13 protein-coding genes are annotated in these 21102 nt (G+C 34.4%); 9 read left to right on the forward strand and 4 right to left on the reverse strand.

Annotation, left to right across the window (positions count from 1 at the left end; all coding sequences use genetic code 11):
* Nucleotides 1-136: 136 nt before the first annotated feature.
* From ACU8DI_RS06405 to ACU8DI_RS06415, 3 genes are all read left to right on the forward strand, one after another.
* Nucleotides 137-1027: an ABC transporter ATP-binding protein gene (locus ACU8DI_RS06405; RefSeq protein ID WP_447111931.1), complete on the forward strand. Its 891-nt coding sequence runs from the start codon at nucleotides 137-139 to the stop codon at nucleotides 1025-1027.
* Entirely contained in the window at nucleotides 1027-4335 is a 3309-nt protein-coding gene (locus ACU8DI_RS06410; RefSeq protein ID WP_447111932.1) for a M1 family aminopeptidase, read from the forward strand. Before ACU8DI_RS06405 ends, ACU8DI_RS06410 begins: the two co-directional genes overlap by 1 nt.
* Nucleotides 4336-4728: 393 nt before the next feature.
* A complete protein-coding gene (locus ACU8DI_RS06415; RefSeq protein ID WP_447111933.1) occupies nucleotides 4729-9699 on the forward strand; it encodes a hypothetical protein in 4971 nt (1656 codons plus the stop codon).
* 705 nt (nucleotides 9700-10404) lie between these two features.
* On the opposite strand, the gene ACU8DI_RS06420 is transcribed toward ACU8DI_RS06415, so the two are convergent.
* Both ACU8DI_RS06420 and ACU8DI_RS06425 read right to left on the reverse strand, forming a co-directional pair.
* Complete coding sequence (locus ACU8DI_RS06420) at nucleotides 10405-11121, reverse strand: hypothetical protein (protein ID WP_447111934.1); 717 nt, start codon at nucleotides 11119-11121, stop codon at nucleotides 10405-10407.
* A 116-nt stretch (nucleotides 11122-11237) separates the two neighbouring features.
* Nucleotides 11238-11666, reverse strand: coding sequence for an FKBP-type peptidyl-prolyl cis-trans isomerase (locus tag ACU8DI_RS06425; protein WP_447111935.1), 429 nt, complete (start codon nucleotides 11664-11666; stop codon nucleotides 11238-11240).
* A 217-nt stretch (nucleotides 11667-11883) separates the two neighbouring features.
* Here ACU8DI_RS06425 and ACU8DI_RS06430 point away from each other — a divergent pair, with 217 nt between their 5' ends.
* Nucleotides 11884-12453, forward strand: coding sequence for a hypothetical protein (locus tag ACU8DI_RS06430; RefSeq protein ID WP_447111936.1), 570 nt, complete (start codon nucleotides 11884-11886; stop codon nucleotides 12451-12453).
* Nucleotides 12454-12502: 49 nt separating this feature from the next.
* On the opposite strand, the gene ACU8DI_RS06435 is transcribed toward ACU8DI_RS06430, so the two are convergent.
* Entirely contained in the window at nucleotides 12503-13402 is a 900-nt protein-coding gene (locus tag ACU8DI_RS06435; RefSeq protein WP_447111937.1) for a mechanosensitive ion channel family protein, read from the reverse strand.
* Between the two features lie 253 nt (nucleotides 13403-13655).
* Here ACU8DI_RS06435 and ACU8DI_RS06440 point away from each other — a divergent pair, with 253 nt between their 5' ends.
* Nucleotides 13656-13850, forward strand: coding sequence for a hypothetical protein (locus ACU8DI_RS06440; protein WP_447111938.1), 195 nt, complete (start codon nucleotides 13656-13658; stop codon nucleotides 13848-13850).
* An 8-nt stretch (nucleotides 13851-13858) separates the two neighbouring features.
* Here the strand turns inward: ACU8DI_RS06440 and ACU8DI_RS06445 are convergent, their stop codons facing one another.
* Nucleotides 13859-14467 carry a hypothetical protein gene (locus ACU8DI_RS06445; RefSeq protein WP_447111939.1) on the reverse strand — a complete coding sequence of 203 codons (609 nt, stop codon included), beginning with the start codon at nucleotides 14465-14467 and terminating at the stop codon, nucleotides 13859-13861.
* 450 nt (nucleotides 14468-14917) lie between these two features.
* On the opposite strand from ACU8DI_RS06445, the gene ACU8DI_RS06450 reads away from it, so the two are divergent.
* From ACU8DI_RS06450 to ACU8DI_RS06465, 4 genes are all read left to right on the forward strand, one after another.
* The gene (locus ACU8DI_RS06450; RefSeq protein WP_447111940.1) at nucleotides 14918-15370 is read left to right on the forward strand and encodes a hypothetical protein; all 453 of its coding nucleotides are present in this window, start codon (nucleotides 14918-14920) and stop codon (nucleotides 15368-15370) included.
* A 256-nt stretch (nucleotides 15371-15626) separates the two neighbouring features.
* Nucleotides 15627-16940, forward strand: coding sequence for a hypothetical protein (locus tag ACU8DI_RS06455; protein WP_447111941.1), 1314 nt, complete (start codon nucleotides 15627-15629; stop codon nucleotides 16938-16940).
* A gap of 146 nt (nucleotides 16941-17086) precedes the next feature.
* A complete protein-coding gene (locus ACU8DI_RS06460; protein WP_447111942.1) occupies nucleotides 17087-18550 on the forward strand; it encodes a T9SS type B sorting domain-containing protein in 1464 nt (487 codons plus the stop codon).
* Between the two features lies 1 nt (nucleotide 18551).
* On the forward strand, nucleotides 18552-21092 hold the full coding sequence (locus tag ACU8DI_RS06465) for a PorP/SprF family type IX secretion system membrane protein (protein WP_447111943.1): 2541 nt from the start codon (nucleotides 18552-18554) through the stop codon (nucleotides 21090-21092).
* Nucleotides 21093-21102 lie beyond the last annotated feature (10 nt).

Genomic DNA, 21102 nt, shown 5'->3' on the forward strand with positions numbered 1-21102 from the left:
TTAGTAGTGATAACCTGCGTATACAATCTTTAACTATGTTTCTGTCACAGCTAATAAGGCGTGTATCACATTTTCTTTCTGATCGTAGCGTTACACAGTAAGTTTGCCTTAATCATTCAATCATAAAACGAACACTATGCAACTCCGTATTCATAACTTATCAAAAACGTACTCAAATGGCATACAAGCCTTGCAGAATATTTCATTAGAAATACCTCAAGGCATGTTTGGTTTATTGGGTCCGAATGGTGCTGGAAAATCGACCTTAATGAGAACCATCGCTACGCTGCAAGACGCTGATTCTGGATCTGTGATGCTCGGTGATATTGACGTGTTGCAACAAAAGAATGAGTTACGGCAGGTTTTAGGGTATTTACCACAGCAATTTGGCTTATACCCTAAAGTATCTGCTGAAGTATTACTCAATCATTTTGCGGTATTAAAAGGGATTACAAATAAAAAAGAACGTCAAGAATTGGTGAAAGCTCTGTTGAATAAAACCAATTTATACGATGTTCGACATCAAAACCTAAAAGGATTTTCTGGTGGTATGAAACAGCGTTTTGGAATTGCACAAGCCTTACTTAATAATCCGAAGTTGCTCATTGTAGATGAACCTACTGCTGGATTAGATCCTGTAGAGCGACATCGGTTTTACAACGTGCTAAGCGAAATAGGGGAACATACTGTGGTGATTTTATCGACGCACATTGTCGATGATGTCAAAGAACTTTGTACGAATATGGCGATTATCAATCAAGGGCAAGTGTGCTTAGAAGGCCAACCACTACAATTACTTGAAGGGCTTAAAGACAAAGTCTATGAAAAAACCATCGACAAATCAGAATTAGACCTTTATAAAGACAATTATAAAGTCATTAGCGAACGGTTATTCCTTGGAAAACCAACCATTCATATTTTAAGTGATAAACCTCCAGGAAATGGTTTTTCGTTGATTAATGCCGAATTAGAAGATGTGTATTTCTCAGAAATATTCAGTAGTACTAACGCTAAATCTAAAGCATAATGTGGTATCAAATTTTTAAGTTCGAAATACAATACCGTCTCAAACGACCAGATACCTATGTGTTCTTTCTGTTTCTGTTTTTATTTTCAATGGTGGGTGTCGATTTTATATTTCAAGGTGCTGATTTAGGCCTCATGAAGAAAAACTCACCTATCGTTATTGCAAAAACGATGGGAGCCATAACAGGCATTTTCATGATTTTGGCATCCATGATTATGGGTGTCTCTGTTTTGCGCGATTTTGAGTACAATATAGAGTCATTGGTTTTTTCTACACCCATCCAAAAAAAGGATTACTTACTCGGGCGATTTTTAGGGTCTTTTGCAGTCTTACTTTTTGCATTTACAGGGATATTATTTGGAATGATGCTAGGGGAGTTTATGCCTTGGAATACCCCAGATGATCTCTTAGATTTTAATGCCTTTCTTTATGTAAAGACATTTCTAATAGTAACCCTACCAACGTTATTTTTTGGAGCCTCACTATTTTTTGTGACGGGTGCTTTAAGTAGAAATCTCGTGGTCGTATATACACAAGGGATTATTTTATTTGTCGTTTTTATGTTGACCAAAGCCATCACTAGTGAGTTTTGGCAAGCCATTTTAGATCCGTTTTCACTAACGACCACCACCTTCGTGACCAAATCGTGGTCAGCAGCAGAAAAGAGTACAGAAGCACTTCCTTTTTTGGGAGCCTTGCTTTATAACAAACTGTTTTGGATGGCTTTGGGAATAGTAGCATTGATATATGGCTATAAAAAATTCAGTTTTAATGTACTTAAAGAAAAGCGATCTAAAGGTAAAAAGCCACAAATATTAAAACCTATAGGCACACTTCACGTTAATGATGTCGTCATACCTCATGCCAAAAAGCACTATGGAACACTCTCAAAATTGTTGCAGTTAAGACAATTTTCATGGTTTTATTTCATAAGTATTTGCAAGCAACCTTCATTTTGGGGCATTGTTATTTGCGGTATGATTATCATCTTAATTAATTCTGTAAATCTCGGGACAGTATATGGTGTCGATAGTTATCCAGCCACCTATTTTATTGTGGAAGAACTTCAAGAAACATCCATTTATTTCTTCATCATCATTTTGGTGTTTTATTCGGGAGAATTGGTATGGAAGGAGCGCACGATGAAACTCGATTTAATCTATGACGCTACACCTATGTCAAGCTTGATGAAGCTAGCAGGTAAGTACATTGGAATTAATTTGATATATGTGGTGCTCATGATGGCTTTAATGCTATCTGGTATATTATTTCAAACGTTGAGTGGTTACTATAATTATGAATTACAGGTTTACTTTTATGGTTTCTTTTTGGAGATTTTACCGATTTTAGCATTATACACGTTTATCGCGTTTTTTATCCAATCGGTTGTCAATCATAAGTTTGTTGGAATCATGTTAGTCATTGTTTTCTTTATGGCGACTATCGCTATGGGATTGGTTGGATTTGATCATGATTTGTACTTTTTTGGAGGTAGCGCTTTAGGAACCTATTCTGATATGAACGGCTATGGTCACTTATTGCAACCCTATCTGTTAATTAAATTGTACTGGTTGCTCTTCGGAATGCAATTATTGATGATAGCGTCATTGGTATCGGTAAGAGGTGTTGAAACCCCTATATTAAAACGCATAAAAGTTGCGAAAAATAGAGCGAGTAAACCGCTTATAAGGCTCTTCGTCTTCATACTTTTGGCTTTCGTCACCGTTGGAGGCGTGATATTTTACAATACCAATATTTTAAATGATTATTGGACCACTTCCGAAGCCACAGAATTTAGAGTGGCATATGAAACAGAACTCAAACAATTTGAATACATTCCACAACCCAAGATCGTAGATGTTAACTTGCAATTAGAATTGTATCCCGAAACACGCGATTATACAGTAGAAGGCCATTATCTGTTGAAAAACACCACTTCTAAAAACATGGCCTCCATACACATTCAGAAGCTTATTGAAGGGAATGTGACCTTAGACAGTCTCACTTTGGAGGTCGGATTTACAAAAGACCATCAGTATGAAAAATTTGATTATACTATTTGCAATCTGAAGGAACCATTACAACCTGGCGACTCGGTTCGCATGTATTTTAAGCAACGCTTTACAACGAAGGGATTTGAATCCGGAAGCTCGAATGTTAACATCAATCACAACGGTACGTTTTTTAATAATTCAGATTTACCAACCATCGGATATCAAAGAAAATATGAATTGAGTGATCCTAAGGAACGTGACGATTATAAGTTGCCAAAACGTAGTCAAAAAGCCGATCGAGACCATAGCGACGAACTCGTAAATGCGCGATCAGGTAGTGATTCCGACGGTATTCAATTCGAAATAATTATGGGCACCTCAGACGATCAAACAGCAATAGCGCCTGGAAATTTGTTACGACAATGGACAGAAAACAATCGCAATTATTTTCATTATAAAATGGACGTACCCATGATTAATTTTTACGCCATGGTTTCGGCCAAATATGAAACAAAAAGGGATATATGGATATCGCCTGAGAATGACTCAGCAAAGCCAGTGGATCTTGAAATTTATTATCATAAAGATCATCTTTACAACATTGATAGAATGATGGCTGCCATGAAAGCGTCATTGCGTTATTACAGCACAAATTTTAGTCCCTATCAATACGAGCAACTACGTATTATGGAGTTTCCGCGTTATGCGCAATTTGCACAATCTTTCCCTGGCACCATTCCGTTTTCTGAATCTATAGGATTTGTGTTAGATATAGACGACGAGCAAGATGTGGACATGGCTTTTTATGTCACTGCTCATGAAATTGCTCATCAATGGTTTGGTATGCAGGTAGAAGCAGCCAATGTAAAAGGGCAACTTTTTATTTTAGAAACCTTATCGCAATATGCCGCCATGATGGTCTTAAAAGACAGTTATTCTGAAGAGAAACTACTTCAGTTTTTAGAGATTCAAAAGGTGAAGTATAAAGAGGGACAAGACAAAGCGACCGTGGAGGAACCTGCGCTGGCTCTTGTAGAAAACCAAAACTATGTGTACTATGCCAAAGGTGCGATTGCCATGTATGAACTTCAAAAACACTTGGGAGAGGCACAAGTAAATAAGGCATTAAAACGCTTTTTAGCGGATTGGAATACCACCAATGGGACGCTTAAAACGCTCACCAATCGTTATGCCACCAGTGAAGACTTATTAGGCTATTTTAGAGAGGTCACTCCAGACTCATTGCAGTATCTTATCACGGATTTATTTGAAGACGTGACCACTAACAAGGCATTTGAACTAAAACAGCAATAAGCTGTTGATCATGAGGTTGAGCCTTATGTACGTATGATTAAGGAAGTTTGCTTAAAATCCTCCAGTTTTTGGGGGATTTTTTTATGCTAACAACTTGAGGTACAAACTCAAAAGATAAAGCCTTACTTTTTTTACGGTTTCCCGTTAGGAAGGGCATGGGAGAGGAGGTATTTTGGGAGCTTGTAGGAGGGGAGTGTATTCTGTGTGGAATAGGTTCAAATTTACTAGTATTCAAATGTTTCCTGTTTTCCTTAATAAGTATACTAGTAGAATTTATTATATTTGAGATACAGATATTCTCCCTATAAGATTTGATTAATCAGTTAAATTGATATGTACTTCATATAATCAATTGTAATCTGTCGTGATTAATATACAATTAAAGTTTTAAAAATGAATCAAAAAGTTTTAGATGCCGTAGTATTAAATAATACATATTTTTCAAATGGCTTTCCAGATGAAAACTGGAGTAAACTAATAAATAGAAATAATTATTTGTCACTCATCGATGGTCATTTCGATGATGATACAGATATTTTATTTATAGAAGGAGATGAAGATGCTGGTAAGACAACTCTTTGCGCTCAATATGCAAAAAGAGAAGGTGACTCTGTGATTTCAATTTTTTTTAATCCTCATCATAATTTAAATTATGAGTTGGGTTATTATTGTACAAATTTTGTAAATCAAGCAAAAAACATTTTGGGCCATATAGAAGAGTCTGAAGATATTTTTTATGGTATCGAAGATTACAGACAATATCCTTTTTTGCTAAGAAAATATTTAAAAAAGGAGAGAAAAAAGATCACAATCATACTAGATGGCTTGGAGGATCAATTAATACAACATCAAGAATTCATAAAAAACCTGCTTTTACAAATTCCTTTCGGAGATAATATTTTTCGATTTATAATAAGTGGAGACGAATCAAATTTTCTTAATTTTCATCCAAAACTTAAAAAACATAAAATTAATTCTATTAATCTTGCCGGTTTTTCTGAATTGGAAATTTTAAAGTTTCTTGAAATAGATCAATTAAATAATAATGAACAGATAAAAGATTTTTATAAAATAACTAAAGGTCTTCCAGGCAGATTAAAAATACTAAAGCGCCTTCTAAAAGTTGAAGAGGTATCAATTGAAGATATTGCCAAATCAAAATCTTATTATCATTGGCTTGAATTTGATTGTAACTCTATTGATTTAAATAATGAAGGTTATAATAACATAATTTCCTTGTTATCACTTAAAGAAAAATCTTTTACCATAGAAGAAATTGCCAAAATCTGCTCATTACAGTTTGACGAAGCAAAAGATTTAATTAATAATAATTATGTTTTCGAAAAAACAGGAGAAAATATTAGGCTTACATCAAATGCCCATAAAAAATATTTTGCTAATTTGTTGAGAGGGAATAAAGCTAAAGTCGATGATATGCTCATTAACTATTATGCCTCTGTCGATTCAATAAATTCCTTGATTGAATTACCAAAACTTCACGCTCACTCAAATGATTGGGGAAAAGTAATTAATATTTTGAATGAGAATTATCTACCAAGAATAATTGAAAGCACAGGTTCTTTGAAAGTTGTGAATGAAAGTTTACAACTGGGTATTGAAGCTGCAAATAGAATGGGTAAGAGTGCTGAATTATGGCGATTCTCAATACAGGGTAGTATATTAAACGAATTAGATAATTTTCAATTTTGGGAATCAGAAATTAAAGCAAGAATTGCTATCCATGATTTTACAGGAGCTGTAACATTGGCCGAAAGTGCTGTACTAAAAATAGATAGACTAAGATTATTAGCTCTCATTGCCAAACATCAAAAAGAGTACAATAAAATTGTAGATGAGGACTTAATCAAACTTATTCAGGATCTTTATGAAACTACTGATTTATTTTCAGTAGGAAGTAAAATATATGATATCGTTGCTGATTTATTATATGCAATTCCAAACTTAGCTATAGAAATTATTGAAAAATCATCTGGGACTACTTCGGATAGTGATATTAATGATTGGATTATAACTAAGCTTTCAATTGCCGCGATAGACTCTGAAATAAAAGATAAGGAATCAAGTAGTAGTGATGAATCTAAAAAAATAGAAGCAGTTAGAAAATTAGAGAGCTCATCAGATAAAAAAATTAATAAGGCTATTTCATTTTTAGTTGGTAATTATTCATCAGAAAGATTAATTCAAGAAGTAACTAAGCTTTCTGAATCAAATGAGAAACTAAGACTTTTACGTTTATGGTTAAACAATAATAAAAGTAACATCAAAGATGTACACAAAGTAATTAATCTTGCTTTAGATGAATTGATTAAATCATCGTCAAGTATTTCTATTAATTATGACTCATTGAAGGAATTATCTAGATTATTGCCATTTATAAAAGATTCTGTAATTAAAAGTGATTTATTGAAACGGTTTCAATCAATCGAAAAAAATATTACCAATCTTGGACTTTCAAAAAACAAGTATATATATCTGTTGAATATATTTCATACGGAGTTCGTTCTTCATCAAAATTGGAAAAAAACTCTTAATGATATTACTAGTGAAATAGAAACAATTGATGATACCTTAGTGAAATTAGAATCTTACGCAGAATCTTATGCAAAATTAAAAATGATAAAAAGTGATGTAATTGGAAATATAAATAACTTCATTTATGCAAAAATTTTAGAACTGTCAAAAGATATGTTCGAAGAGTGCTCAAATCATTATAGAATTTCGAACTACCTTCTGAAAACTATAGGAAATAAAAATCCAATATTAGCATTAAAAATATGTGACTATATGAATACCATTTACCAAAAAGAAATGGCTAAGATGGTTATATTAGATTCCTATTTAAACAATAATCTAAAGTTCGTGAAAATTCCTTTGATAAAAAAAATTGAGGATTCTTTCGAACATAATATATCAAAAGAACAATTAATAGTAGATGTATTAGATCGATATTCAGAGGCAAAATCGTTGCACTATAGTACGATACAAGACTTGTTTTATTTTGGCGACAAAATAAAGGATATAAAAAACATTTCAAAAAGACTCTATGCTTCAGTCTTACTATATAAAATTATCGTTAAAAATTCTAAATTAAAAACTAAGTTATCGTTGAGACAGCAAAATTCGATATATAATATATGGCAAAATATTGAATCTGAATGGGATAAGGTAGATAACGGATTTATACTATGTGCTGATCTTTCAGAAATAGCACCAATTTTCTCCAAGCGTATTTTTGATGAGTGTGAGTATATCAAAAAGAATAGTTGGATTGACTCTAGAAGGGTAGCTCAAACTTTTATCGTAAGCATTAAAATCATATTAAAGGCATATTCAGGATTATTGATCAGTAAACAAGATTCTGAAAGTGATTATAAAATTATAGAAAGCTTAATTAATAGAATCCCGTCTGAAACAGTTAAAATAATGCTATGGACAGAAATCGGCATATTAACAAATCTGTCGGAAAGAAATGATATAGGTGAAAGAATTCTTAACGAACATATATATCCAATTTTAGTATCGCTGGATAACAAAAAATTTGATTTTGAAAACATCTCAACAAGTTTGATTTTTGTTCATTTGTTTAACCCTCAAATGGCTTTGGAATATTCTAGTAGGCTAACCGATGAATCCAGGGAAGATTTACTAGGTGAAATATGTTATTATTATATTTCTAAAAGAAGTCCTTTTGAAATTTACGAAAATAATGTAATACATTTCAACTCTGATTATAGTGATATAACCAAAGCTATTCAAGTAATTAAATTATTAAAAGTTGATAACATAATTTATTATCAACTCAGTCATATTTGTAAAGCAATCAAGGATAGTAACAAAAGAAATTTGAGCAGACTACAAGTAGATGCATTAATCAAGGAACTAGAAGAATTAGTCGCTGAAAAGTTACCTGATGTTAAAAACATTAAACATGAGGGCTATGAAATTCTTTCTAAAGCCAAAATTGAGAATTTAAAAAATAAAGGTGTACGACATAAAGTGTTTTGGGAAGAATTGGTTAATAGAGCTAGTACTATTCCCAATAAGTCTGATGAAATATTTGTGAAATCTGTGTTGTTAGAGGAAATTCCATTTGAGAAAGTTTCAAATAATAGAAATCTAAAAACTCAATTATTTGATGATATATTAATAGGTTTAGATAGTTTAAGTGTGCATTATGAGTTCGTTCAAAGAGTAAATGATGTAATGGAGATTATGCATGAGACAAATAAAAATAAATGGAATAAAGTTGTTCAAAAGGCCTTTGATTTATCTAATAAACTTGAAAAAGGGAAAGAAATATATAGCTCTCAAAAAAACATTATTGATTCAATGTATAGATTAGAACCTTCTTTTGCTAAAAAGCTTATTAATACTATTGATAAAGACAATGAGAAAAATAATATCGGCAAATTATTGCATGATCATTATGAGAGTTTAGAAATTTCAAATAAAATTAAGAACAATACAGAGTTATTAGAAAGAGAAAAAAACAATAGTAGGTTAATGGTTAAGTCAGTAATTTCAGCATTAAAGGCTCTTAATTCGGATAAGCTCACGCCAAAAAAGATTGCCGAATTATCAAATTATTTAATCATTGGAAATAACTTACCGCTACATGAAATTTTTCCTGTTTTCATATATTATTTGAGCAACTGTTCTAAAACCTACAAATCATCTAAATTAACTGGGACTGTAAAAAACTTACATAAAGAAAATTTTCGAGAATCTGTCAAAGCAACTGAACTAATACAGTTATTATCTCATAGACGTAAATTGAGTGAGAAGTCTACGCGTGAGTTTTTCGTTGATAATGAATTTTCGGAAAATAGGGTAGTACATCCAAAAAGCAGAGAACAGGCATTAAATTTTATTAGAGAATGGATGATTGACGAAGCTAAAGAATTTATAATGATTGCAGATCCATATTTTCAAGCTGAAGATTTAGAGATTCTAAAATTGATTAAAGAAACTTGTGACAGTGAAATTGAAGTTGAAATATTGGGTGCGAAAAATGGACCAGATGAGAAAATAGAGCAAAAATTTAAAAAGTATTGGAAAAGAGTCTCTGATGAATTTCCACCGTACACAAATATTACTTTTACGTGGATAGCTGAAAAAAATAATGACACACCATTTCATGATAGATGGATTATATCCAAAAATAGTGGTATAAGAATGGGTACCTCACTTAACTCTCTTGGTTTAGGGAAAGACAGTGAACTATCAGTTATGAAACCTACTGAGTCATTAAAAATTCAAGAAAATCTTTTAAAGGAATATATACGTAATCGAAAAAAATCACACAACAACCAAAGATTATCATATAAAAGTTTCAGTTTATGACTGTACTTTAGGATTTTTGAACTTACAAAATCTTGTTCACAAGATTGTTATTTTATTTAGCAAAACTATTCAACATCATATTATAAAGTGACTATAGAAACCCAATTCCTGAGAATCCCATATTTTAAAATTTCCGACCCATTGTCCAGAATATGCAAATTATAAGCAGGTTAAAAATTGAATGAATTTGATGAGATCTAAGAAAGTAACGTGCCATAATTAACTATAACATCATTAGGAACAACAAATTAAATTCGTTGCTTATGTTTTGGGTAATAGTGTAACACAATTAACTGTTACATAAATTGGGAATTGGTCTAACACAATTAACTGTTACATAATTACGAACGATATAAGTCTCGCGACGTTATATCTGTAATTATGTAAAATAGCACTGTGCGTGCTATTCGTTAATTGTTTAGTTTTGACCTATAATTTATATTATGTAAAATAGAAATGCAGCAAATATTTTGACCTTCTTGCCTATATCGTGTATACAGAATTAAACTTCCACATAGAAAAACGGCAAATGTTTTGACCTTCTTACCTATATCCTATATACAAAATGAAACATCCTCAATATGCTAGTTTCTGAATCGCATGTCTAATAGAAACTTATAGGAAGATTTGGCTGCTTATACCTTTATTCTGTTGGTGATTGTTCATAAGACTTTCAGTAGAAATATTTAAAAGCCATTGTTAATCTTAATCCATCAACTTGGTTTCAACAACTAACTTTGCTTCTGGAACTCCCATATTTAAATAATGCTGGATTATACGTTCGCGATGCTCATCTTCTTGTAATTCTTTTAACACATAACGATCTACCATATTATTTAAAAATTTAACATCATAGGCTTCCGAGGCTTCTTTAGGTAAACTCAGATAAATTTGATATTTCGAGGCTATAAACTCGCGTTTCAAGATTTGGATAAACGCGCTGAATGTTCGTCGATCTGAAGGTCTGACTTCATCAAATACAATATGTACGCCTAAAGCGTTTCGTTGTGCTAATTGCTTGAGGAACTCCTTCTTAAAAGTCGCAATGGCTCTTCTGTCACGCAAAAAGCCATGACAATCTTGAGCATTTTTTATGGTAACTTGCATAAGCACATCAATGCCCTGAGCCTGCATGGAGTCTATGACTTCAGTGGTTTCCCAATCATTCGAACGCTCCGATTTTCCTGTTTTAGGATCTATAAGGTAACCTGGATAAGCCATCACAGTCACTGCTTCATAAGAACGCATATCCTTAATATGATGTGTGCCTATATCATAAACGCCAAATATGAATGGCTTTATACTCACACTATCCGCAACTTCAGGTAACTCCGCCACGTCTTTGGTTTCATGAGTGTCACCTTGTTTACAGGATATGATCAGCAGCAAACAGCTACCAATTAGTATTAGTAAATGTCGCATAATGGTTGGTTTTGGTGAATCTAATATAGCACATTCATAATGAATCCTCTATAACATCCAACAAAAAACGCCTTGACCTGAGTCAAAGCGCTTCCATATTGGTATGTATTTCCGTATTAGTGGATCTCTAATACTTCTAGTTCAAATACTAAATTTTGTCCTGCCAACGGATGATTGGCATCTATCACGATGTCCTCTTCTCCTACTTCCGCAATACGCAATTGCTGCTCAGTACCATCTGGTCTTGAGGCAACTAAGCCCATACCTACTTGTGGTTCTATAGTGTCAGGAAGTTCCGATTTTGGGACTTTCTGAAATAAATCCTTACGAACTTCGCCATAAGCGTCTTCCTTGGCAATGGTTACGGTTTTCTTTTCATTGACTTCCATATCTATCAAAGCACGCTCGAATCCAGGAATCAATTGCCCCTCTCCTAACTGTACTTTAAAAGGTTCTCTTTCCAATGAGGAATCAAACACTTGTCCGTTTTCTAGTTTTCCAGTATAATGCAAGGTCACATTATCATTTGCTGTTACTTTACTCATAATGTCTTTTTAAATTAAAAATGGGCACAAAGTTAAGGCTCTTATCATGGCTTAAAGAATCAAATAGCAAGAGTTTTCTATTTTCTTCGGAAATTTGAGTAAAAATCAATCTTTTGAAGCGTTTTGAGGGTTTTTTGACACTTTTTTGACAGTTGATTGACATTTTAAAGCATTTGATATCGTAATTTCACTTCTGAATTTAAAAATACTCCTTACTATGAAACCAATCGTCTATATCTTATTGTTATGTCTTATGAGCAGTTGCCAAAAAACAACGACCGCTTCTTCCTCTGCCCTATTAACGGCTGAATTGCATCATCCTGTGGGTCCGATACCTCTTGAAGACGCCAATTTGCCTATGTTTACTACTGAATTATATGAAGCGTCCTTATTTGTGGATACACAGGCTGATGGCACTTATGCCTTGGTCATTGACATGGTCTTAAAGAATGATGCCTATTTTGTGTCGCCTAATGCGAAAAGAGATTTTTCTGGTAAATTTAGTGTGCTTTGGGAAGGTGATAAATCTATTAAGCTTTTGAATCCTTTAGATGAATATCCTTTGTCCGTGGAAGAAAATGATCCACATCCCTTTGTAGGTGGCGATGTGAACTGGGTGCGTCAGAACACGACCTACACACAACATTTTCAAGCCTTAGACACCGGTGATTTTGAAGTGATCGGACATATACAATTTACCATAGAGCCAAAATGTACCTTGGAAAAATTACCTTTTATCATCAAACGTAAGAATGGTAAAATTCGTGTTGAGAAGTTTCAATGTTAGTCGGCGTTAATCATTCCTACTATTAGTAATTGTAGGAGACCACACTATGTTACTGATCATTTCTAACGCGCAATGGAATATCATCTTCCGTACCATATAACTTCAATTCTTTGATATCTGCTGGTAAGTTGAAATCGTGATCTTCTAAGACTTGCTTAATGTGACGAATCAGATTACCACGAACTACAATGGCCGATTTCCTATAATCCATAGTATCCACCCAGAAGAAGACTTTTAAATTGACCGTACTCGCTGCTAGTTCGTCTTCAAACACAAAGTTTTCATGAAGATCATCGTGCACTATATCGGTATTCTTATCAAGGATGTCCTGAATGAGGCGCTTGGCTTCTTCAATATCATTTTCATAACCAATACCGACGACAAAATCATTTCTAAAAAACCCGTCGGCAGTATAGTTTTGAACAGGTGTGGTTAACACATCACTATTCGGAATATAGATATCCCTTCCGTCAAATGTTTTCATGTGCATATATCTGAAATTTAAGGCTTTAACCTTTCCAAACATATCAGATACTTTAATAGTGTCGTCAATGTTGAACGGACGGTTGAATGCTAAAATAATGCCTGCTAGAAAGTTTTTCCCAATATCCTGAAAGGCAAAACCTAACACGATGGCTGCACCACCTGCTGCGGTTAGAATTCCGGTCGCAACACCATTTAATCCAGCTACCTGAAGCGCCAAAAGAATCGCAATGATGGTTAAGACGATTTTGATAGCCTGCGCCAAGAACTTCGCCATTAACGGGTCTTCTGCTTTTTTGAGTATGCGTTTTTTATAAATATTGGTGATTAATTTGGCAAGAAGAACGCCCAAGACGACCACTAAGATGCCCAAGGCAATTCTTGGTAGGACTTCAATGAAGCTTTCGTAATAGTTTTCTACGGAAGTTGTTAAGGTCTCTGTAGTGGATTGTATTAATGGTCGCATAAATATTAGTTTTAAATAAACTTTAAATTGAATTATAAAAGTGATACCCTAAGTATCTCCTTTTTTAACGACTTGTATTAACTCTAATCCGCAGAATATGAACGATAATGCGATTCTGTCATCAGGCAAATGAATTGGGCTACATTCAAATTCAGTTACAATCCATGTAAGCGATGAAGTCAGGAAAAATCCTTACATTATAGTGTCTTAAAATACTTTAGATAAAAGACCTATCGAATTAAAACGAATGTCTATGAAAACCACTATTGCTTGTCCAACATGCCAAACACCTATTAGTATAGAGGCTTCCGGACTTCTTAAAGGCACTCAATATACATGTATCAACTGCAATACAAAGGTGTCATTAGCATCAGACAGTGCGTCTCAAGTGAAAAATGCCGTTGAGGAATATCAAAAAATACTTAGAAATAAAGGTGAGAAAAACTAAACAGTCTTCTATTTGGTCGCTTCAGAAGCTTCGTAAAGCACGATATCTTTTTGAGCCACAAGCATATCATTAACCGTCGTTGTCTTTAGAATACGGGACGGATCCCCTTTTTTAGTGATTTTTTTACGACATGCTTTTGATAATAAGGGATCGCTATCAAAAAGTAGTGATTCCATTTCGCGCGCTTCACCATTGTGCTTAACAATCGGAAACAGTTGTTGTAATAAGTTATAACGTCTATCATTACCTGGTAAAAAGGTATATATGGTATATTGTCCGTTGGCATCGGTCTTCACCCAACCACGATGATGAACATAACGTTGCTCATTAGAAGTTCTCAGATCAAAATCGCCATTTTCATCAGCTTGCTCTATATATAAGACCACGTCTTTGGCTGGCGTCACACCATCACTTTCATAAATGGTTCCAGTGACTTTTAATTTTTGTGCTTTTGAATTGAATCCAGGAATGGTATCGGTGTTGCTAAGAGACAGGTTAGACTCATTAAAGATAGCGCTATAATCAGCATCTTCATCAACTAAATAATTTTGAGCTTGAACGGTTTTCTGTGTTCCTAAAAGGATAAAAAACGATAAAAGGGCAATACGATAATTCATGAGGTTAAGTATTTAATACTTCAAATGTCATATATAGAAATCATAACACCTTAAAAATCATATCAATGCATCAAATCTTCCGACGAACTGTTAGAAACTTCCAATTATATCGATGAACTACTTCCCTATTTTTTCATAAAATGACGCTCAAACACCTAGAAGGCCTTATGAGAATGAATTAAAAATTTAATTGCTATTTAAATAAAAATTCTGTCCGTAAATTCTGATGACAAAAGTTGAAATTTTAGCTTTTAAAAATGAGCAAATTGTCAAAAAACAGACAAAGTATTTCGTCGTATAAATTTGCATTTAATCTAGTGAAAATGCAGTTTATCCAAGAAATATGCATTTCATACGGTAAAATTCTTTGCAAAAAAAGTCCAAATAAAGTTGTTTTTTTTAATAAATTGTATAGATTTGTTGCTCCAAGAATAACTAAATGTCCTAAAAATGAAAACAAAACCTACTTTATTAACCCTCATTTTCTTGCTGATGATGAGCATAGGATTTTCTCAAAAAAAGAACAATCCTGTGAATATTATCAGTGGAAAAGTAAGTATCTCAAAATACCACAGTCATGACGAGTTAAGCAGAATGACAAAAGGTGAATTACTCAACTTATATATAGAACGTATAGAAGTGATAGTAAATATCTTACCTAACATCGCTTTTGCTACAAAGCCTGGTGTTACCATGGAGTCTTTAGGTATTCCTGAGACTAAGGAAAACAAGAAAGCATTAGATGCCAATAAAGAGGCATCTGTCAATTATTTTGACAGTACCGTAGAATTTCAACGATCAATTCTTCCCTATTCAGATACAAGAGATTTGATTTCCGCTATTTTATTCTACGAGGAAACATTAAAATCTTTACATACGTATAATGATTTTAAGACCGACTAAATGATTGGTCATAAAACCTTTTAAATAACAAAAAAACCCAACATGAATTGTTGGGTTTTTTTGTGCCTTCTACTAAAATTTTGAAAATAACAGAATTTCAACATAATTTTTTTGTTAAAAATTGTAGGAAAATACTTCAAACTTATCAAGAAACAAGTATTTCGTCGATATTATTTGCATTTCATAAGTATTTTGTATATGTTTGATTCATATTATTTAAGCCCACAAATCTAACAAATAAACGAATTTGACCACTATGAAAAAAACTACGCAACTGATACTGTTATGTTTATTAGTATCTGGCACTATGTTTGCCCAGCAAGAAAAAGGGATAATTGGTTATAATAATTGGTTAAACCCTTGGACAGAATTCAAACCTAACAAGGTAGAATACGGCGCCCCAACACAAATTTTAAGTGGAAATATTACGAAAGACAAAAAGCTTTACAAACGAGATATTTATCTCTTATTGGGCGATGTTTTCGTAACAGACAGCACCACGCTTACCATCGAGCCTGGTACGGTCATTATTGGTGACTTCAAAACCAAAGGTTCTTTAACGATTAGTAACGGATCGAAAATTATTGCTGATGGGACACATACAGATCCTATCATCTTTACCTCTAGTCGCAGTGTTAAGAAACCTGGTGATTGGGGAGGATTATTTATACTTGGCGATGCACCTACCAATAAGTTCGGAAGTGAATCTTCTTTAAATTATGGTTTGCGTCCTACCTCGTCTAAAAACATTAGTTACGGTGGTGACAATCCGGCGAGCTACTCTGGTGTTCTTCGTTTCGTAAGAATTGAATTCGCTGGGAAACGTACAAAAGACTATGGATATTTTAACGGATTAACACTGGCTGGTGTTGGTCAGCAAACCATCATAGAAAATGTCATGGTGAGCTATTGTGAAGGTAATTCATTTAAAGTACTCGGTGGAGATGTCATTTTGGATAAAATGGTGTCTTACAAATCGAACATCAATGATTATGCTTTCAATTACGGTGCACAATGTAAAATCAATAATTCACTCGCTATCAGATCGCCTTATGTTTCTGGAGCTGACAAGTCGAGATGCTTATATGCTGTTAACCATGATATCAAAGAGGAAGTCGATTTTAGTAGAAAGCAAACATCGGTAGCTGCAGAAAACTTAACCTTATTAAATTTGAGTAGCGATTTAGATTATGACATTAAAATTGGATTAGTCAATGAGGCTATTTATATAGGTGAAGACACGTCTTTTGCGATTGATAAAAGTGTGATTTCAGGATTCAATCCTGCGGTCATTATTAATAGTAACGTGAAGATTAACAGCGAGAATTTAGAAAAAATTAAGTTCACTAGAACGTATTTTAATAATTGTAAAGGAAATATTTTCGTTGAAAACTCAAGTAATAATGAAGATTTAGAAAACTGGTATGGAAATAGAGCATTTAATAATGTGTACTCCAAAGGTCCAGATTCTGAAACTTTTATTGATGCTGAAGATACGAAACGACCAGATTATCGCTTACGAATCAATAGGATTATTGCAGCCAACGATTCAATAGATGATGACGATTAATACGACTAATGCCCCAAATTAGCTCATAATAAACATCATAAATTTTAAGGGAAAACAAATGACGGTTCAAGTAGTTGGAATGAACTACTTGAATCATTTTTAACACAACAATGCTTATAGGATAGACTATTACAACCCCAAACCAAATGTCCACTACAAAAATTGCATATCACCTACTTTTCGCAGTCTGCTTATTTACTCTTGTCTTGCAAGAGCGTGCTCATGCGCAAATAGTAATTGGAACACCCAACTTAGGATTTAGTCAAGCTTGTGCCAGTGAGTCTTTTAATTCCTATAGTACCACATTTGTATTCTCTCCGGAATCTTCTTTAGAGGCTTCTAATCAATTTACAATTGAAATGTCTGATGCTGATGGTGATTTTTCAAATCCTGTAGTGATTTTTACGTCTAATCCAGGCGCTATTACAACTTCACCTGCAACGTTGAACTTTTCATTGCCTAACACCACAGCAGGTGAAAACTACAAAATAAGAATAAAAAGTAGTGCGCCAGCCGCTTCAAGTACTAGTTCAGCAGCTTTTGCTGCCTACTATAAAATTCAGGATTCCCCATTTACAATTAATAATTTAGTGTCTACCGCTGCTTTTTGTATTGGTGGTAACTATTTGTTAACTATTGATAATCCAGGCACAGGAGCAAATGATTCACCGCTCAACTATCCATCTTTAACGTTTAATTGGTTTAAAGAAACAGGACCTACAACCTCTGTATTTGTGGCAGAAGGAAATTCTCTCACGGTAACGGAAGAAGGGACTTATTTTGTTGAAACCAACTACGGCACCTGTACCTCAAATTCGTTTTCCAATCGGGTGACTGTTAGTGAAGTGGCTTCAGGTGAAGCCAATGCTGGTATTTCTTCAAGTTTAGGAAATCCATTTTGTCCAACACAAGGCGCCACCACCTTAAGTACTTTAGGTGGTAATAGCTATCAATGGTTTAAGGATGGTACACCAATTCCAGACGCCACAAATCAAATGTATCAAACCACTGAATCTGGTACTTATGCTGTTCAAGTAGACTTGGGCAGCTGTTCGGCTTTTGGAACCATCGACTTAGTGAGTGAATTGTTTGAGGGAAGTATTAATGTTTCTGATACCAACACTATTGAAGAAGGTGAATCCTTATCAGTGGAAGTAACGACAACAGCAGTGAGTCCAACGTATGAATGGTATTTAGACGGTGTATTGATTACTGGTGAAGAGACTTCGACCTATGAAGCGTCTACACCAGGCGTCTATGAGGTCGTAGTCACTGAGACTTCAGGATGTGAAGGATCACGAACATTTTCGTTTGAAATAACAGAGGCGCTTGATCCATTTCCAGATGTCAATAACATACCAAATGTTATCAGTCCGAATGGTGATGGGATCAACGATACTTGGGTCATTCCAACAGCTTATGTGAGTGGTACCAACACCAACGTGATGATTATGACAAATCGTGGAAAGGTGGTTTTACAAACCAACGATTATTTAAATAATTGGCCAGAAAGTAATGTCAATATGACCAATATCAATCAGGTCTTTTATTATGTCATTACAACGGCAAACAATGAAACTAAAAAGGGTTCAATAACACTAGTCAAATAATATGAAAGCATTACTCATGGTTTTAATATTATGTTTCTGTTCTACGCAGATGTTCTATGGTCAAGAAGACGATGGTGTGGTGTCCCTTAGCTTCCCTGTAAGAAATTCTCTGACCTTTAATCGTTATGCGATTAACCCAACGTTTAGTTTCGTAAGAGAACAAACAAAGTATATCAGTATTTTTAATAAGCGTGAATGGGTGCAATTTGAAGATGCACCACTCACCTACTTAGCCAGTTATTCTGGTAGATTTGCTGAAAACATTGGCGCAGGATTAGGACTCTTTCAGCAGAATTACGGTGTTTTGACCACCTTCGGAGGTGTGGCGAACTTTGCTTATAATGCGCAATTGTCTAGAGATAATAATTTGACTTTCGGATTAAATATTGGCGCCTATAAAAGTGGTGTTAATACAGGTAATGTGGTGACGAATTTTGATGACCCTTCGCTTCAAAATGTTCCAGAGAATTTTCTATTAACTATTAATCCTGGAATCAATTTCGGTACTGCTTTTTTTGATTTCGGATTGGCCATTAATAATCTCGCAGCTTACAACTTCAACACATCTAAACTGATTGAAGAGAACCCAGAACAAGGCATTCAAGCCCATGTGATGTATACAGGTTATATGAACTCCAGAGGTTTTTTCGATGAAAGTAAATTTTCTGGACTATTGAGATCCGAATTTAAAAAAGATGAAACCATTATTGCTGCAATGGCAATGCTTACGGTTCCTAAAGGTATTTGGGCTCAAGTTGGATATAATACTGTTTATGGTGTTTCCGGTGGTATAGGATTAAATATCACCACACAAATTGCTGTTGAGTATAATTTTGAAAAAGCCATTGGTGACTTAACAGATTTTGGACCATCACATGACATTACCCTAGCCTACCGATTTAAAACGAGAGAGCGTTATGATTATAGCACTGAAGACGAGGTGGTTGGATTATTATCTGGAGGCAATAAAAGACGCCCTGTACGATCTAAAACATCTAAAGCCACAGCCGAAGCTAATCGAAAAGCTGCAGTAGAAGCTAAAGCGATCAAAGACGCTGAAGAAAAAGCATTGGCTGAACAACAAGCTCAGGAAAAGGCGAAAGCTGAAGCTGAAGCGAAATTATTAGCAGAACAACAAGCTAAGGAAAAAGAGGCTGCAGAAGCACAAGCAAAATTACTTGCGGAGCAAAAGGCGAAAGCAGATCAAGAAGCCAAACTTCTTGCCGAACAACAAGCTAAGGAAAAAGAAGAAGCTGAAGCTAAGGCCAAATTATTAGCCGAACAAAAAGCTAAAGAAGACGCTGCCGCTAGAGCTAAATTATTAGCCGAGCAACAAGCGCAAGCCGATGCTGCAGCTAAATTATTAGCGGAACAGCAAGCTAAAGAAAAGGCTGAAGCTGAAGCACAAGCAAAATTATTAGCAGAACAACAAGCTAAAGAAAAAGCTGAAGCAGAAGCTCAAGCAAAATTATTAGCGGAGCAACAGGCTAAAGAAAAAGCTGAAGCAGAAGCCCAAGCGCAATTATTAGCAGAACAACAAGCTAAAGAAAAAGCCGAAGCAGAAGCTCAAGCAAAATTATTAGCGGAGCAACAAGCTAAAGAAGAAGCAGAAGCTCAAGCTAAGTTGCTAGCTGAAGAACAGGCGAAAGACGCCCTTATTACCAATCCTCAAGATGAATTAGGAAAATCGATGTATGCCATTACTCAAGAAGCAGAGGCCTCTAAGTCTGAACAGGCCGATTTATTAAAACAATTTGATGATATGGTGGCTGTTAAGAATGAAGACTTGAAGAGTTTAAAAGAAGAAAATGATCTGAGTGAACAAGGAATTTCAGTAGCGCCTAGACCATTTAAAAGTATCACTGAAGAAAATAATAAACTGGCTGCTATCAAGGCTGATTTAGACGAGGTGATTAATAAACGCAACCAAGAAATCGAGCGCTTAAAAGCACTCTATGAAGACAATTTTGAGGCAGATACCTTAACAAATGACGAGGTGTATTTATTCTATCAAAAAACGATTGATAGATTAACGTCAGAGCAATTAAAGGCTGTAGAGGCTCGCACGAACTTAGAGACACGTCTCGAAGATATTAGAGTTGCAACAGAATTTGAAAGACGTCGAAGAATTAAACGAGCAGCCTTTGATAATGAAGAGGATCGTTACTCTCAAGATCGCGCCACTTTACAAAGTCTGAAGAATAATACGCCAACATCAAATACAGCATTAACCTCTGACGATTTTGATTTTGGAGAACCTCAAAGTGATAATATCCAAATTCTCAAGAATGTGAAAAATGTTGAAAATGGTTATTATCTCATCATCGCTGTGCATAGTGATGTGGATAAAAGAAATGAATTTGTGAAAAAAGTGATTGCATCAGGACGATCGGATATCGATTTCTTCTATGATGTGAATACCAGCAAATACTATATGTATTACAGTAAACACGATAATATTGAAGCTGCCAATGAAGAATTAAAAACAAAAGGTAACAGACCTTATAATGTAAATATGTCCCTCGTTAAAATAGAAAATTAAATAAGTAATT

The sequence above is a fragment of the Psychroserpens sp. BH13MA-6 genome, assembly GCF_052983595.1.

Bases quoted from the DNA above. Each gene is read 5' to 3' on its own strand.
- ACU8DI_RS06420 (WP_447111934.1), bottom strand. From the start codon at position 11,121: ATGCGACATTTACTAATACTAATTGGTAGCTGTTTGCTGCTGATCATA.
- ACU8DI_RS06440 (WP_447111938.1), top strand. From the start codon at position 13,656: ATGAAAACCACTATTGCTTGTCCAACATGCCAAACACCTATTAGTATA.
- ACU8DI_RS06445 (WP_447111939.1), bottom strand. From the start codon at position 14,467: ATGAATTATCGTATTGCCCTTTTATCGTTTTTTATCCTTTTAGGAACA.
- ACU8DI_RS06435 (WP_447111937.1), bottom strand. From the start codon at position 13,402: ATGCGACCATTAATACAATCCACTACAGAGACCTTAACAACTTCCGTA.
- ACU8DI_RS06405 (WP_447111931.1), top strand. From the start codon at position 137: ATGCAACTCCGTATTCATAACTTATCAAAAACGTACTCAAATGGCATA.
- ACU8DI_RS06460 (WP_447111942.1), top strand. From the start codon at position 17,087: ATGTCCACTACAAAAATTGCATATCACCTACTTTTCGCAGTCTGCTTA.
- ACU8DI_RS06430 (WP_447111936.1), top strand. From the start codon at position 11,884: ATGAAACCAATCGTCTATATCTTATTGTTATGTCTTATGAGCAGTTGC.
- ACU8DI_RS06455 (WP_447111941.1), top strand. From the start codon at position 15,627: ATGAAAAAAACTACGCAACTGATACTGTTATGTTTATTAGTATCTGGC.
- ACU8DI_RS06465 (WP_447111943.1), top strand. From the start codon at position 18,552: ATGAAAGCATTACTCATGGTTTTAATATTATGTTTCTGTTCTACGCAG.
- ACU8DI_RS06415 (WP_447111933.1), top strand. From the start codon at position 4,729: ATGAATCAAAAAGTTTTAGATGCCGTAGTATTAAATAATACATATTTT.
- ACU8DI_RS06425 (WP_447111935.1), bottom strand. From the start codon at position 11,666: ATGAGTAAAGTAACAGCAAATGATAATGTGACCTTGCATTATACTGGA.
- ACU8DI_RS06410 (WP_447111932.1), top strand. From the start codon at position 1,027: ATGTGGTATCAAATTTTTAAGTTCGAAATACAATACCGTCTCAAACGA.
- ACU8DI_RS06450 (WP_447111940.1), top strand. From the start codon at position 14,918: ATGAAAACAAAACCTACTTTATTAACCCTCATTTTCTTGCTGATGATG.